This window comes from Streptomyces sp. KR80 (assembly GCF_052245555.1).
Lineage (GTDB): Bacteria > Actinomycetota > Actinomycetes > Streptomycetales > Streptomycetaceae > Streptomyces.
Window position 1 is genome coordinate 168,540 of the sequence record NZ_JBQQCD010000010.1, and the last position, 15,029, is coordinate 183,568.

General features: G+C 71.5%; 15 protein-coding genes. 9 read left to right on the forward strand and 6 right to left on the reverse strand.

Annotated elements, in window-relative coordinates:
• The first annotated feature begins 20 nt into the window (after window positions 1-20).
• The gene (locus ACTWQI_RS16900; protein ID WP_443271254.1) at window positions 21-1,478 is read left to right on the forward strand and encodes a catalase; all 1,458 of its coding nucleotides are present in this window, start codon (window positions 21-23) and stop codon (window positions 1,476-1,478) included.
• Between the two features lie 59 nt (window positions 1,479-1,537).
• Here ACTWQI_RS16900 and ACTWQI_RS16905 read toward each other — a convergent pair whose 3' ends face one another.
• Together ACTWQI_RS16905 and hisN are read right to left on the reverse strand one after the other, a co-directional pair.
• Entirely contained in the window at window positions 1,538-1,939 is a 402-nt protein-coding gene (locus tag ACTWQI_RS16905) for a CBS domain-containing protein (RefSeq protein WP_443271255.1), read from the reverse strand.
• Window positions 1,940-2,086: 147 nt separating this feature from the next.
• A complete protein-coding gene (gene hisN / locus ACTWQI_RS16910; RefSeq protein ID WP_443271256.1) occupies window positions 2,087-2,887 on the reverse strand; it encodes a histidinol-phosphatase in 801 nt (266 codons plus the stop codon).
• A gap of 152 nt (window positions 2,888-3,039) precedes the next feature.
• On the opposite strand from hisN, the gene ACTWQI_RS16915 reads away from it, so the two are divergent.
• Entirely contained in the window at window positions 3,040-3,639 is a 600-nt protein-coding gene (locus ACTWQI_RS16915) for a TetR/AcrR family transcriptional regulator (RefSeq protein ID WP_443271257.1), read from the forward strand.
• 22 nt (window positions 3,640-3,661) lie between these two features.
• On the opposite strand, the gene ACTWQI_RS16920 is transcribed toward ACTWQI_RS16915, so the two are convergent.
• The 4 genes from ACTWQI_RS16920 to ACTWQI_RS16935 form a co-directional block, all read right to left on the reverse strand.
• On the reverse strand, window positions 3,662-3,985 hold the full coding sequence (locus ACTWQI_RS16920) for a DMT family transporter (RefSeq protein WP_443271258.1): 324 nt from the start codon (window positions 3,983-3,985) through the stop codon (window positions 3,662-3,664).
• A gap of 110 nt (window positions 3,986-4,095) precedes the next feature.
• On the reverse strand, window positions 4,096-5,211 hold the full coding sequence (gene rsgA / locus ACTWQI_RS16925; protein WP_443271260.1) for a ribosome small subunit-dependent GTPase A: 1,116 nt from the start codon (window positions 5,209-5,211) through the stop codon (window positions 4,096-4,098).
• A gap of 12 nt (window positions 5,212-5,223) precedes the next feature.
• Window positions 5,224-6,591, reverse strand: a complete 1,368-nt coding sequence (gene aroA / locus ACTWQI_RS16930) for a 3-phosphoshikimate 1-carboxyvinyltransferase (RefSeq protein ID WP_443271262.1) — start codon at window positions 6,589-6,591, stop codon at window positions 5,224-5,226.
• A gap of 85 nt (window positions 6,592-6,676) precedes the next feature.
• Window positions 6,677-7,390, reverse strand: coding sequence for a M50 family metallopeptidase (locus tag ACTWQI_RS16935; RefSeq protein WP_443271265.1), 714 nt, complete (start codon window positions 7,388-7,390; stop codon window positions 6,677-6,679).
• Window positions 7,391-7,462: 72 nt separating this feature from the next.
• On the opposite strand from ACTWQI_RS16935, the gene ACTWQI_RS16940 reads away from it, so the two are divergent.
• The 7 genes from ACTWQI_RS16940 to ACTWQI_RS16970 all read left to right on the forward strand — a co-directional run bounded on the left by ACTWQI_RS16940 (window position 7,463) and on the right by ACTWQI_RS16970 (window position 14,941).
• On the forward strand, window positions 7,463-8,284 hold the full coding sequence (locus tag ACTWQI_RS16940; RefSeq protein WP_443271267.1) for an SOS response-associated peptidase: 822 nt from the start codon (window positions 7,463-7,465) through the stop codon (window positions 8,282-8,284).
• Window positions 8,285-8,401: 117 nt separating this feature from the next.
• Window positions 8,402-9,028, forward strand: a complete 627-nt coding sequence (locus tag ACTWQI_RS16945; protein WP_443271355.1) for an alpha/beta hydrolase family protein — start codon at window positions 8,402-8,404, stop codon at window positions 9,026-9,028.
• 301 nt (window positions 9,029-9,329) lie between these two features.
• Window positions 9,330-10,061: a sigma-70 family RNA polymerase sigma factor gene (locus tag ACTWQI_RS16950; protein WP_443271268.1), complete on the forward strand. Its 732-nt coding sequence runs from the start codon at window positions 9,330-9,332 to the stop codon at window positions 10,059-10,061.
• On the forward strand, window positions 10,058-10,474 hold the full coding sequence (gene rsrA, locus ACTWQI_RS16955; protein WP_443271269.1) for a mycothiol system anti-sigma-R factor: 417 nt from the start codon (window positions 10,058-10,060) through the stop codon (window positions 10,472-10,474). Before ACTWQI_RS16950 ends, rsrA begins: the two co-directional genes overlap by 4 nt.
• Before the next feature lie 216 nt (window positions 10,475-10,690).
• Window positions 10,691-12,223 carry an HD-GYP domain-containing protein gene (locus ACTWQI_RS16960; RefSeq protein ID WP_443271271.1) on the forward strand — a complete coding sequence of 511 codons (1,533 nt, stop codon included), beginning with the start codon at window positions 10,691-10,693 and terminating at the stop codon, window positions 12,221-12,223.
• Window positions 12,220-13,668 (forward strand): HD-GYP domain-containing protein, encoded by a 1,449-nt coding sequence (locus ACTWQI_RS16965; RefSeq protein ID WP_443271273.1) that lies wholly within the window; start codon window positions 12,220-12,222, stop codon window positions 13,666-13,668. The genes ACTWQI_RS16960 and ACTWQI_RS16965 overlap by 4 nt, the downstream gene beginning before the upstream one ends.
• A 292-nt stretch (window positions 13,669-13,960) precedes the next feature.
• Window positions 13,961-14,941, forward strand: coding sequence for a tetratricopeptide repeat protein (locus tag ACTWQI_RS16970; protein WP_443271275.1), 981 nt, complete (start codon window positions 13,961-13,963; stop codon window positions 14,939-14,941).
• Window positions 14,942-15,029 lie beyond the last annotated feature (88 nt).

The window sequence follows — 15,029 nt, forward strand, 5'->3', positions numbered from 1 at the left end:
ACGATACGGAGGAGGCGCACGTGACGGTGGAGGCCCAGTCGCTGACCACGGAGTCCGGAGCTCCGGTCGCGGACAACCAGAACAGCGAGACCGCCGGTATCGGTGGCCCGGTCCTCGTCCAGGACCAGCACCTGCTGGAGAAGCTCGCGCACTTCAACCGTGAGCGGATCCCGGAGCGGATCGTGCACGCGCGCGGCGCCGGGGCCTACGGCACCTTCACGGTGACCGCCGATGTGACGAAGTACACCCGCGCGAAGTTCCTCTCCGAGGTCGGCAGGCAGACCGAGGTCTTCCTGCGCTTCTCCACGGTCGCGGGCAACCTGGGCTCGGCGGACGCGGTGCGCGACCCGCGCGGTTTCGCGCTGAAGTTCTACACCGAGGAGGGCAACTACGACCTCGTCGGCAACAACACCCCGGTGTTCTTCATCAAGGACGCCATCAAGTTCCCCGACTTCATCCACACCCAGAAGCGCGACCCGTACACGGGCTCGCAGGAGGCGGACAACGTCTGGGACTTCTGGGGCCTCTCGCCCGAGTCGACCCACCAGGTGACCTGGCTGTTCGGCGACCGCGGCATCCCGGCCTCGTACCGCCACATGAACGGCTACGGTTCGCACACGTTCCAGTGGAACAACGAGGCGGGCGAGGTCTTCTGGGTCAAGTACCACTTCAAGACCGACCAGGGCATCAAGAACCTGACGTCCGCGCAGGCGGCCAAGCTCGCGGGTGAGGACCCGGACAGCCACCAGCGCGATCTGCGCGAGGCGATCGAGCGTGGCGAGTTCCCGACCTGGACCGTACAGGTGCAGATCATGCCGGCGGCGGAGGCGGCGAACTACCGCTTCAATCCGTTCGACCTGACCAAGGTCTGGCCGCACGAGGACTACCCGCCGATCGAGATCGGCAAGCTGGAGCTCAACCGCAACCCGGAGAACATCTTCGCCGAGGTCGAGCAGTCGATCTTCTCGCCGGCGCATTTCGTTCCCGGCATCGGCCCGTCCCCGGACAAGATGCTCCAGGGCCGGCTGTTCGCGTACGGCGACGCCCACCGCTACCGCGTCGGCATCAACGGCGACCACCTCCCGGTGAACCGTCCACACGCCACCGAGGCGCGCACCTACGGCCGGGACGGCGTGCTCTACGAAGGTCGTCACGGCCGCGCGAAGAACTACGAGCCCAACAGCTTCGGGGGCCCGGCCCAGACGGACCGGCCGCTGTGGCAGCCGTCCGCGGTTACCGGCTACACGGGCAACGACGCCGCCCCGTCGCACGCCGAGGACAACGACTTCGTCCAGGCGGGCAACCTCTACCGGCTGATGTCCGAGGACGAGAAGCAGCGTCTGATCGACAACCTCGCCGGCTTCATCGCCAAGGTCTCGCATGACGACATCGCCGAGCGGGCGATCGCCAACTTCCGCCAGGCGGACGAGGACTACGGCAAGCGGCTGGAGGCCGCGGTCCAGGCCCTGCGTGGCTGATGGCGGCTTGTCGTAACCAGGGGGCCGGATCCCGCACGGGACCGGCCCCCTTCGCATTCCTAGCCCGCGAGTGCGGACGCCCGTTGCCGGGCCGGGGCCCAGCAGCGAATGATGTCCCGCACCGATACCACCCCGATCGGCTCCTGGCCCTCGAGGACGATCAGATGGCGGAAGCCACCGTGCGCCATGGCGGCAGCGGCCTCTTCCAGGGTCCACCTGGGGGCGGCGAAGACGACGTCGGTCGTGGTGTGTGCCTGGGCGATCTCCCGGTTGGGATCCTGCCCGGCGCCAATGGAGTTGAGGATGTCGCGCTCGGTCAGAATGCCGAGGCCGCAGGTGTCGGGGTCGAGGACGACGGCCGCGCCGACCCGGCGGGCGGACATCAGCCGCGCTGCGTGGCGCAGCGTATGGGTGGGACCGATGGTGAGGACCACCGTGCTCATGGCGTCACGAACGAGCATGTATGGAGCCACCTCCTGGGTGAATCCGTATGAAGACGCGGCCCTGGAACGCCTCGTGAACGGATGCACAAGTTCACAAGCGAGGGGACTCTCATGTTCACATGGGGATCCGGGCCCAACAAGAGGGCGTGCGGGGTCAGGCGAAGCTCAGTAGCGCTGGTTCAGATACCCGAGCAGATCGTTGTGGAGCAGGCCGTTCGAGGCCGCGGCGTTCGCGCCGCTGGGCCCCCGCACGCCGTCCAGATCGGTGAATTCGCCGCCCGCCTCTTGCACGATGACAGCGTTGGCCGCCATGTCCCAGAGCGAGAGCTCCGGTTCCGCGCAGATGTCCACCGAGCCCTCGGCCACCATCATGTACGGCCAGAAGTCCCCGTAGCCGCGGGTCCGCCAGCAGTCGCGGGTCAGGTCGAGGAACCCGTCGAGCCGCCCCTGCTCCTCCCACCCGCTCAGTGACGAGTACGCGAAGGAGGCGTCCTCGATCTTGGCGACCTGTGAGACGCGCAGCCGGGTGGCCGAGGTCAGGCTGCGGCCGGTGTACGCGCCCGCCCCCTGCGCCGCCCACCAGCGCCGTCCCAGCGCCGGCGCCGACACCACGCCGACGACCGGCTGGTAGCCGCCCTCGCCCTGCACCATCAGCGCGATGAGCGTGGCCCACACCGGGACCCCGCGCACATAGTTCTTCGTGCCGTCGATCGGATCGATGATCCAGCGGCGCGGCCCGTGGCCCTCGCTGCCGTACTCCTCACCGAGCACGGCGTCCCGCGGCCGGGCCCGCGACAGCGAGGAGCGGATCAGTTCCTCGGCCGCCTTGTCGGCCTCGCTCACCGGAGTCATGTCCGGTTTCGTCTCGACCTTGAGGTCGAGTGCCTTGAACCGCTCCATGGTCGCGGCGTCGGCGGCATCTGCCAGCACATGGGCGAGGCGCAGATCATCGTGATAGTCGGGCATGTGCGAACAGTATCCACCTGGGGTGTGACCGGCTACATGACCATCTCGGTATCGGCGTGGTGGCTGCGCCGTCAGGGCTATTGACACATTGTTGCGGCGCGTCAATTCTGTGCGGACGTCAGCCATGTGACCGCATGGCCGGGGAGGCGAAGGTGCCCACTGCGCGCGAATCCTTGCTGAACGCCGCTTATGCAGCACTCGCGGGCCAGCCGTGGTCCGGAGTGCGGATGGTCGACGTCGCGGCGGCCGCCGGTGTGTCCAGACAGACCCTCTACAACGAGTTCGGCAGCAAGGACGGCCTGGCGAGAGCCCTGGTGCGGCGCGAGGCCGACGCGTATCTCGCGGGGGTGGACGGCGCTCTGGCCGGTACGGACGCCGGCGCCGACCCCGGCCGGCGGCTCGCCGCCGTGGCGGACTGGACGGTGCGCAGCGCCCGGACGAATCCGCTGGTACGGGCCGTACTGACCGGCTTCTGGGGCGAGCGGCTGCCGACCCCGGTCCGCGTGGCGTCCTCCACCTCGTACATACCGGCGCAGCGGCGCGCGGACTCCTCGCTGCCCACGCCTGCCGAGCTGCTCGCCCAGGTCCGGGACCGGGCGCTGGGCGCGCTGGGGCCAGGGCGGCCCAAGGAGGAGGCGGAGCGGCTGGCACGGTCCTGTGAGGTCGCCGTCCGGCTGGCGCTGTCGTACGTGGTGGCTCCGGCCGGAGTGGAGGACCCGGCGCGTCTCGTCAGGGTCGCGCTGCCGACGTGACGGGCCAGGGGCCGCGGCGCGGTCAGCGAACGCCGCCCGACAGCTGCAGCCCGATCACGCCCACGATCACCATCGTGATCGAGATGATCTTCAAGGTGGAGACGACGTCGCCGAGGAAGATCATGCCGTAGAGAGCGGTGCCCGCCGCGCCGATGCCGGTCCACACCGCGTAGGCCGGACCCACGTCCAGCTTCTTCAGAGCGAGGGTGAGCAGCCCGAAGCTGCCCAGGGCGAATGCGCAGAAGGCGACCGTCGGCCACAGGCGCGTGAAGCCGTGCGAGAGCTTGAGTCCCACCGCGAAACCAACTTCCAGCACCCCGGCGACGATCACCAGCAGCCACGCCATCTGATTGCCTCCCCGCGTCCGTGACCGCTTCGCCTGCTTTGGTCGAGCTTGGTTGGCTTGGTGCGATTATGCACTTGCCGCAGGCGGCGCTCGCCAAACGTCAGGGAGGGTCAGTCCCCCTCGCGCCGTTCCCGCGTCGCGAGCAGCCGGCGCAGCGAGAACAGCCGCGCGGGCTCCGCGTGTCCATCCGCGACCCACTGGTCCAGCGCACAGTCCTGCTCATCGTGGCTGCACGCCCGCGGGCAGCCCTCCGTCCCCGGTATGAGGTCGGGGAAGGCGTGGATGACCCGCGAGGGATCGATGTGGTTCAGTCCGAAGGAGCGCAGCCCGGGGGTGTCGATGACCCAGCCTCCCCCAGCGCCTCCGGCCTCGGGGGTGCCCTCAGCGGTAGACCCTCCCCCAGCTACCGCTGGTGGTACCCCCAGCCCTGTGCCAGCGGGAACCCCGAGGGGAGTGCCCACCGTTCCGGGCAGCGGCAGCGCCAGCGCGGACGTCGTGGTGTGGCGACCACGGCCGGTCACCGCGTTGACCACACCCGTGGCCCGCTGCCGGTCCGGCACCAGGGCGTTGACCAGCGTCGTCTTTCCGACACCGGAGTGCCCGACGAAGGCGGTGATCCGGCCGAGCAGCCGCTCCCGCACCCGTTCCGCCGCCTCGCCGTCCACGAGTTCCTCACGGCTGGTCACCAGATACGGCACGCCCAGCGGCCGGTAGGTCTCCAACAGCGTCTCCGCCGGAGCGAGATCCGACTTGGTGAGCACCAGCAGCGGCTCGAGTCCGGCGTCGTAGGCGGCCACCAGGCAGCGGTCGATCAGACGGGGCCGGGGTGGCGGGTCGGCCAGCGCGGTGACGATGGCGAGCTGGTCGGCGTTGGCGACGACCACCCGCTCGTACGGGTCGTCGTCGTCCGCCGTGCGTCGCAGCACGGACGAGCGCTCTTCGACCCGGACGATCCGGGCCAGGGTGTCCCGGGCGCCCGACAGATCACCGACGATGCCGACCCGGTCGCCGACCACCACGCCCTTGCGGCCCAGCTCGCGGGCCTTCATGGCGACGACCGTACGGTCCTCCACGAGGCAGGTCAGCCTGCCCCGGTCCACGGTGAGCACGAAGCCCTCGGTCGCGCCCTCGTGCTTGGGACGGATGTTGGTGCGCGGCCGGTTGCCCTTGCGGTTCGGGCGGACCCGGACGTCGTCCTCGTCGGTGTGCTTGCCGTAGCGGCGCATGGTCCGGCGCCTTCAGGCTCTCCCGGCCGGGGCGGAGTTCCCCGACGCGAGCATGCCCGTCCACAGCTCGGTGAAGTCGGGCAGCGTCTTGGCGGTGGTCGCCACGTTCTCCACCTCCACGCCGTCGACCGCGAGGCCGATGACCGCCGCTGCGGTGGCCAGCCGGTGGTCGTCGTACGTGTGGAACACCCCGCCGTGCAGCGGTCGCGGGCGGATGCGCAGTCCGTCGGCGGTCTCGGTGACGTCCCCGCCCAGTTCGTTGATCTCCTTGGTGAGCGCGGCGAGCCGGTCGGTCTCGTGCAGCCGCAGATGGGCCACTCCGCGCAGCACGGACTCGGAGTCGGCCAGCGCAGCGACCGCGGCGATGCCGGGGGTCAGCTCGCCGACATCGCCCAGATCCACATCGATGCCGTGGATCCGGCCGCTGCCCGTGAAGGTCAGCCCCGTGTCGGTCAGCTCGTAGGAACCGCCCATCCCGGTGAAGATCTCGCGCAGCGCGTCCCCCGGCTGGGTGGTCCGCTCCGGCCAGTCCGGGATCGTGACCCGGCCGCCGGTCACCAGGGCGGCCGCCAGGAACGGCTGGGCGTTCGACAGATCCGGCTCGACGACCAGGTCCCGGCCGAGCAGGGCGCTGGGGGACACCCGCCAGACGTTCGGCTCACCGCCCGACTCGGGGGTGTCGACCTGGGCGCCCGCGGTCCGCAGCATGTCCACGGTCATGCGGATGTGGGGGAGGGAGGGCAGGGCCTCACCCACATGCCGTACCTCCACCCCCTGGTTGAACCGGGGGGCGGACAGCAGCAGCGCGCTGATGAACTGCGAGGACGAGGAGGCGTCGATCTCGACCAGTCCGCCGTCCAGTGCGCCGCCGCCGTATACGGTCATCGGCAGCGCGCCGCGCCCTTCGTCGTCGATCCGGGCGCCGAGCGTGCGCAGGGCACCGATCACACCATGCAGGGGCCGCTCGTACGAACGGGGGTCGCCGTCGAAGCGGACGGGCCCGTCGGCGAGCGCCGCGACCGGCGGCAGAAAGCGCATCACCGTCCCGGCGTTGCCGACGTCGACCGATGCGGGGCCGTGCAGCCCGGCCGGGATGACCCGCCAGGCCTCGCCGCCGTCCGGGCTGTCGCCGATGGCTGCGGTGGTGCTGGAGACCGTCTCCTCGATGCCGACGCCCATCGCGCGCAGCGCCTCCGCCATCAGGAGCGTGTCGCGGGAGCGCAGCGGTCGCCGGAGCCAGCCCGGTTCCGAGGTGAGGGAGGCCAGCACCAGGCCGCGGTTGGTGACCGACTTCGATCCGGGCACGGTGACGGTCGCATCGACGGGGCCGGACGCGAGCGGGGCGGGCCAGAGGGCGGTGTGCACGGGGTTACCGGTCATGACCCTCACTTTAGTGGTTCAGGACGAGCGCAGATCTTGATCAAAAGCGGAGAAACCCAGCCGAAATGCAGCAGTGGTAAGGGGGTCACAGACCGAGCAGCCAGCGGCCGCCGCCGATCAGTGAGCTGAGCGTGACGGCGTGGAAGAGGAAGAGCCAGAGCGCCGCTGGGACATTGGTGAGCCGGGCGAGCTGGTCGGCATCGGAGTCCGGTGCCCCTCCGTGACGGCGCTTGCGCTGCAGCTCGAAGACCGGGCGGACGCCTCCCAGCAGCAGGAACCACACCACGGCGTAGGCGAAGGCCGCCTGGACCGAGGGCTGCGTCAGCCAGGAGACGAGGAAGAAAGCCGCACCCGTGGCGACGACGGTCAGCACGCCGTACGCGTTGCGGATCATCACGAGCATGGCGCCGAGCAGCGCGATCGCACCCCAGAGCAGAAGCGTGATGTGGCCGGCGGCCAGCAGCCAGGCGCCGCCGAGCCCGAGGAAGGAGGGCGCGGTGTAGCCGGCCGCCGCGGTGAGGATCATGCCGATTCCGGTGGGCTTGCCGCGCGAGACGGTCAGCCCGGAGGTGTCCGAGTGAAGGCGTATCCCGTCCAGGCGCCGCCCGCTGAGCAGGGCGACGAGGCCGTGGCCGCCCTCGTGCGCGATCGTCACGGCATTGCGGGACAGCAGCCAGGCGCTCCGCGGCACGACGGCCGCGAGTGCGACGGCCACGGTGACGGTCACCAGCCACAGGGAGGGGTCCGGCTGGGTGCCTGTGACGCGATCCCACAGATCGCCGAGCGCAGTGTCGTTCATGGAGGGCTTCCTTGTGGCGGTTACGGGCATCGGGGCGTCGCCGGGTGCGGGCGTCGTGGCAGTGTGGCACTTATGTGCGGTCGATACTCAGCGAGCCGGCGACCCGAGGATCTCGTCGGACTGTTCGACGTGGAGAAATGGAAGCCCGAAGAGACTCTGGCCCCCGACTGGAACGTGGCCCCGACGAAGGACGTCTACGCGGTGCTGGAACGCCCGGACAAGGACGCGGACAGCCCGGATCCGGTGCGTCAGCTGAGGATGCTGCGCTGGGGACTCGTGCCGTCGTGGGCCAAGTCGCCGGACGTCGGCGTGAAGATGATCAATGCCCGCGCGGAGACTCTGCACGAGAGGTCGTCCTACCGGAAGGCCTTCGCAGCCCGCCGCTGCCTGCTCCCGGCGGACGGCTACTACGAGTGGGCCACCGGGAGATCCGAGCGCGCACTGGAGGAGCAGGGGAAGAAGAAGAGGGCGCGCAAGCAGCCCTACTTCGTGACCCCGACCGACGGTTCGGTGATGGCGATGGCCGGGCTCTACGAGTTCTGGCGGGACCGGACGCTGCCGTCGGAGCACCCACGGGCGTGGTGGGTGACCTGCACCGTCGTCACGACGGAGGCGGAGAATACACCGCTGGCCGGGAGGACCGGCGGGGGTGACGGACCGCGCTCGCTCGCGGAGATCCATCCACGGATGCCGCTCGTCCTGCCGGCGGAGCGCTGGGCGGCGTGGCTCGACCCGTCGCGAACGGACATCGACGACTTGCGTCCCCTGCTGGCTCCGCCGCCCGCCGGAATGATGCGGGCCTACCCGGTCTCGACGGAGGTCAGCAATGTGCGGAACAACGGCCCGGAGCTGCTGAAGGAGCTGGAGGCGCCCGAGGAGGGCACGCTCTTCTGATCGATCGGCCGCAGGCGGCCCGGCCGGTGCCGTCCGGTGTCCTCCGTACGGCAGGCGACGCGCGGTCGCTCCCGGGCGGATCGGGTCACATCGCGGCAGGATGGAGGCGTGATCGAGATGCAGACCGTTCCCACGCCCGCGGGCGACGCCCGCGTCACCTGGCACCGCGCGGCCAGGAAGGACCGCCTCGTGCTGGCCCTGAGCCACGGCGCAGGCGGCGGCATCGAGGCGCGTGACCTCCAGGCGCTGGCCGGCGCGCTGCCGGACCGCGGTGTGAGCGTCGCGCTCGTCGAGCAGCCCTGGCGCGTCGCCGGCAAGAAGCTCGCCCCCGCACCGAAGGCCCTCGACGCCGCCTGGACCGCGCTGTGGCCCGCCCTGGAGAAGCCGGGACTCCCGGTGGTCGCGGGCGGGCGGAGCGCCGGGGCGCGCGTGGTCTGCCGTACGGCGTGCGGGCTCGGCGCGCGCGCCGTGCTGGCGCTGTCCTTCCCGCTCCACCCGCCGGGCAGGCCGGAGAATTCCCGCGCGGGGGAGCTGACCGGCACCGGGCTGCCCACCCTCGTCGTCCAGGGAGGACGCGACCCGTTCGGCCGCCCCGAGGAGTTCCCGGCCGGCACCGAGATCGTGGAGGTGCCGTACGCCGACCACGGTTTCGCCGTCCCCAAGAAGATCGGGCCGACGGAGAACGAGGCGCTCGGCATCATCACCGATGCCGTGGCGGACTGGCTGGACGGGCTCCCGGGCTGATCCCGGCTGGGCACCACCGAAGGCGCCCGGCCGAGTCTCTCCTGAGCGGCGGGAATGCGCCGCGGGCCGCTCGCGTTGTGCCGGATGTTCACAGTCGAGATCTCTGGCTCACGCACCAGGAGAGGGAGTCCGCCGCATGGGTTCGATCCAATGCCCGCCCCGCCCGCAGGCCGCCGACGGCGAGTGGTCACGGCTGGTAGTGCCCCAGGCTGCGCTCGCAGGAGCGGCGGGCGGAGCGGATCGTCGTCTATCCTCCGATTCGAGCGGATCCGCAATCGGCTCCGCACCGGCGTTGGAGGAGGTGGGTCCGGTCACTGGGACCGAGGCAGGGACCGAGGACGGCGGTGAGGCGCTGGGCACATCGCCCGGCTCCACCCAGGGGGATCCCAGCGCCCAGGAAAGGGGCGGGGGACAGGAGACCGCCGAGGAGCGCAATGCCCGCTTCGAGCGCGACGCCCTGGGCTTCCTCGATCAGATGTACTCCGCCGCGCTGCGCATGACGCGCAACCCGGCCGACGCCGAGGACCTCGTGCAGGAGACGTATGCCAAGGCCTACGGCTCCTTCCACCAGTTCCGTGAGGGCACCAACCTCAAGGCGTGGCTCTACCGGATCCTCACCAACACCTTCATCAACTCGTACCGCAAGAAGCAGCGCGAGCCCCAGCGCAGCGCTGCCGAGGAGATCGAGGACTGGCAGCTTGCGCGCGCCGAGTCGCACATGTCGACGGGGCTGCGCTCCGCCGAGTCGCAGGCGCTCGATCACCTGCCCGACTCGGACGTGAAGGCCGCCCTCCAGGCGATCCCCGAGGAGTTCCGGATCGCGGTCTACCTCGCGGACGTCGAAGGCTTTGCGTACAAGGAGATCGCCGACATCATGGGTACGCCCATCGGCACGGTGATGTCGCGGCTGCACCGCGGTCGCCGCCAACTGCGCGGTCTGCTCGAGGACTACGCCCAGGAGCGCGGACTGGTCCCCGCTGGAGCGGGCGCTGGGACGACCGAGTCGCACGATCGGAAAGGCTCGGGAACATGAGCTGCGGACAGCCGCATGAGACGGACTGCTCTGAGGTCCTCGACCACCTCTACGAGTTCCTGGACCGGGAGATGCCCGAGGGGGACTGCGCCAAGTTCGAGGTGCACTTCGACGAGTGCTCGCCATGTCTCGAGAAGTACGGCCTGGAGCAGGCCGTGAAGAAGCTGGTGAAGCGTTGCTGCGGCCATGACGACGTACCCGCCGATCTGCGATCCAAGGTCATGGGGCGGATCGAACTCATCCGCGCGGGCGAGGCCGTACCCGAGCAGTCCGTGATGGAGCAGGCGGTGGCCGACCAGCGGGCCGCTGAGGCCCGGAAGGCACAGCAGGACGCCGACGCGTCCTCCCCGGCCCCCGCGCGGGCGGGCGACTCCGCCTCGCGGCGCGGGCTGAGCGAGCCCGGCCAGGCGTGACCACCGGCCAGGCGTGAACAGCCGCGACCGGCATGCCGGTCGCGGCCTCAGCGGCACCATCGTCACTCGAAGGTGCGAATCCGGTCCTCCCCGGACGGCGTAATAGCCCGATGAGCCTGTCTCCGGACGGAAGTGGGCCTATTCTCGCCACCTTGATGCGCTCTTGACGCCGTGCGTGGACAACGCCCGGCCGAGCCCTGACGGGGAGGACGAGCGATGCGAGCTGTACCGCCCGGGGCGCGCGCATACGTCCTGTGCGCCGTGCTCGTCGCCACGGTGTGCGCCGTGCCTGCGTTACGTCCCGGCGCGCAGACGCCCTGGGGCGCCGTCGCCCTTCTCGCTCTCCTCTACGCCGCGTGCGAGCAGGTGACCCTTCCCGGGACAGAGGACCGCGCGCCCACAGGGATGGGCCCCTTCGTGCCGGTGCTGCTCGCCGGAGCGTTTCTGCTGCCGCCGCCCGCCGCCGCACTCGTGGCCGTACCCGGGGCGCTCACGGGCCGTGTCGTGCAGCACCCGGTCCGGCTGCGACGGGTCTGGCACGCGGCCCAGTTCGCGCTCGCGACCTGCGCCGCCGCGTACGCCTTCGGCGGCGTCGGAGCCGCCGGGAGCGGCCGGAACGTCGTATCCGCCGGCGACTTCCCGTACGCCCTGCTCCCCGCCGCCGTGGGGGCCGTCACCTTCTGCCTGGTTCTCGTTGCCCTCGACGGCAGCATCCTGGTCATCGCCGAACGCTGCCCGCCGCCCAGGGCCTGGCGCGGCCTGCTGCTGCGCTCTCTCGCCCCGCACCTCGTGCACGGGCTGGCCGGGCTGATGATGGCGGTGCTCTGGCGCAGTCCGTACGGTCCTGTGGCCGCCCTGCTCGTTCTGCTGCCGATGTACGTCTCCTGCTGGGTCTTCGCTCAGTACCACCGCGAGAGCGTCGCGCATCAGGCCACCATCCGCGCCCTCGTCCAGGCCGTCGACCTCAAGGACCGGTACACCCGCGGCCACAGCGAGCGCGTCGGCCGTGCCTCCGTGATGATCGCCCGCGAGCTGGGCATGCCCGACGACCGCCTCGAGGTGCTGCGCTTCGCGGGGATCCTGCACGACGTCGGCAAGCTCGGGGTGCCGACCCGGCTGCTGCGCAAGGAAGGCCCGCTCACCCCGGACGAGCGCCGGGTCATCGAGCTCCACCCCGAGTACGGGCACGAGATGGTGCGCGGCATCAGCTTCCTGGGAGAGGCGCGAGCGGCCATCCTGCATCACCATGAGCGGCTGGACGGACGCGGCTATCCGTACGGGCTGTCCGGGGTGCAGATCCCCGAGTTGGCGCGGGTCGTGGCGGTCGCCGACGCCTTCGACGCGATGACGTCCACGCGGTCGTACCGGCGCGCGCGGCCGGTGACGACGGCCGTGGAGGAGCTGCGTCGGTGTGCGGGGGCGCAGTTCGATCCGCGCATGGTCCGCGCGCTGGCGCGCGCCCTCGACCGCCACGGCTGGCATCCCGCCGTCACAGCGGATCCGCCGGATGCCGTGGACCCGTGCGGAAACGTCCCGCCCGGCCCCCGGGCGGCCTCCCACCGGCCCTCGCAGGGCGGCACCCGGTCGGGGACGGGACACTCCCACGGATCCGAGTCCGATGCCGGTGGCGACGGTTCCGCCGGCACCGGACCGGCCGCTGTGCCGGGAGCCGGTCCCGTATCGGTGCCGGGAACCGCCCCCGTCCCGAGTCCTCGCACCGCGCCCACGGATCGGGGAGGCCACGCATGAGCAGTGCCCCCGATCCCGAGCGCCGCACACCACGGACCCCGAGCGCCGGGAGGCCGGACGCGGACGCCGCCTCTTCCCGGTCGCAGGAGCAGAGCCTGACCGCCCGTCTGTCCAGAACGTCGTCCGGTCTCCCGCGCACGTCGACGCCCTCGCCCGCGCACGGCCGGCACCGGGCGCCCGGGGCGCGCGCCTTCCGCGCAAGGCGCGAGCGCGCGCCGTGGACCGTGGTGGGCGTGCGCGTCGCCGCCGGAGCCGTCGGCGGCGCCGGCTTCGCGTGGACGCTGTGGTCCGGTGTCGAGCAGCCCGGGACGGCCCTCGCGTTCGGGTTCTTCATCGTCGTCGGCGAGCTCGTCCGTCGAGGGCCGGAAGGCCGGGAGCCCGCTCCCCTCGGGGCGGCCGGCGCCCTGGCCTATGCACTGCTGGGCGCTGTCGGCGGAGAGCCCGCAGCCCACGGCGTGCTCCAGGTCGCCACCGTCGTCGGTGCCGCCGCCCTCGCCGGCACGGCCCCGCACGTGGCGTACAGCCGTACTCCGGTTCTCGACCACATCGCGCGCCGCGTTCTCACCGCCGCGTTCGCCGCCACCTGCTGCCAACCCCTTCGTGTTTCGGGCGTGTTGGACACCTGGGCCGGCCAAGGCCCCCAGTACGCCGTCTTCCTGCTCCTCCTGCTCGTCCTCACGGCCCTCTGCGACGCAGTCCTGTGCGCGGCCCTCGCCCGCGCGCGTACCGGCTGGCCGTACGGGCCCCTGCTGCGCGACGAACTGCGGTCCCTGCTGGGCATCGGCACCGCGGTCTGCGCGACCGGCGTGGTCATCGCGCTCGCCGTGGAGGTGGCCGGCTTCTGGGCCATGCCGGTGTTCTGCGTGCCGCTGCTGCTCACCCAGTTCTCCCTGCGGCGGTACGCCGAGGTGCGGAACACCTACCGGCAGACCATCGCCTCCCTCGCCCGCGCCACCGAGGTGGCGGGCTACACACCTCCGGGGCACGCCCGCCGGGTCGCCGCTCTCAGCCGGGCGGTCGGCCGTGAGCTGGGGCTCTCCGAGCCCGATTTGACCGTTCTGGAGTACGCGGCGCTGATGCACGACATCGGCCAGCTCTCCCTCGTCGATCCCGTCCCGGCAGGGGCGACCGAGCCGCTGCCGCCCGAGGAGCAGCGGCGGATCGCCCTGCTCGGCGGGGCGGTGGTACGGCAGACCGGCGTCCGTCCCGAGGTCGCCGTGGTCGTCGAGCGGCAGGCGGACCCCTACCGTGAGCAGCCGCTCACCGCGCGGATCATCCGTACCGCCAATGCCTATGTCGACCTCGCGGGCGGTGGAGGCCGTCTCGGCGGCCCGCTGAGCGCGCTCGAAAGGCTCCGGCTGGGCACCGCCAAGGACTACGAACCTCGGGTCGTGGAGGCGCTCGCGCGGGTACTCGCCACCGGTGGCGCTCCACCTGGCGCGTAACAGCCGATCCCGTGGCAGCGCAGAACCCATAGGTAATGAGCGCTCGTCGAGATGGGCATGGTTGGATGCGGAGGGAGAGGGGGTTCGGGCGTCGCCCGGGCGGCAAGGAGCAGTGGTGAGGCGGCGTATCCGGGCTGAGATGGCGGTCGATGTGTGGCAGGTTGTCCTCAAGGGGGACGGTACGGGGGACGTCGTGCGGGAGGGGCACGTCCCAGCCGTCATCGGCTGACCCACAGGGCACATAGGGCACCACAGGGCAAGGGACACGGAGCGCAACGGGCAGGCGGGAATCGTGAGGATCTTCGGCAAGGTACGGCATCGGCCCTCCGCCTCGTGGCGGCAGGCGACCGACCGCGCTTTCACGCTGATCGGAGACGGTCGGTACGAGGACGCGGGAGCGCTGCTCACCCGCGCCGCCGACCTCGAGCCCTGGCTCTCGGAGTCCTGGTTCAACCTCGCCCTGCTGCACAAGTTCCGGCACGACTGGGAGCAGGCGCGCGCCGCGGGGCTGCGCGCCGTGGCGCTCCTCGACCGGGGGGCGGGCGCCCCGGACTGGTGGAACGTGGGGATCGCCGCGACCGCCCTCCAGGACTGGCCGCTCGCTCGCCAGGCGTGGCAGGCGTACGGCCTGAAGGTGCCCGGTGAGGGTGCCCCGTCCGACGAGCCGGTCGGCATGGAACTGGGCAGCGCTGCCGTGCGACTCTCCCCGGAGGGCGAGGCGGAAGTGGTCTGGGGCCGCAGGCTGGACCCGGCCCGCACCGAGGTGCTGAGCATCCCGCTGCCGTCCTCCGGCCGGCGCTGGGGCGAGGTCGTGCTGCACGACGGTGTCCCGCACGGCGAGCGGATCACCGCGGCCGGCCCCTCGTATCCCGTCTTCGACGAGATCGAGCTGTGGGCGCCGTCCCCGGTGCCGACCTGGGTGGTGTTGCTGGAAGCCACCACGGAGGCCGACCGGGATGCGCTCGAGCGGCTCGCGGGCGACGCGGGCTTCGCCGCCGAGGACTGGTCGTCGTCGGTGCGGCTGCTGTGCCGTACGTGCTCGGAGAGCCGGATGCCCAGCGGCGAAGGCGAGGGCGAGCACCTCGACCCGCACGACCACAGCGAGCCGGGGCACCCCGGCCCGCTCGGGCACCGGACCCCGGGGGACCTGTGGGTTCCGGAGCGGGAGTGCGGCATCGCGGCGCCCTCCGGGCTCGTACGGGGTCTGCTCGACAGCTGGGTCGCCGACAGCCCGGACACGCGCGCGTGGCGGGACCTGGAAGAGGTCTGCTGACCGCGCCCGGCGTCCGCGCCGCTGCCCGTACTCTGTACCAGGCCCCCTGTCGATGACATGGCGGGGCATCGCATGACGGTTCGAGGAA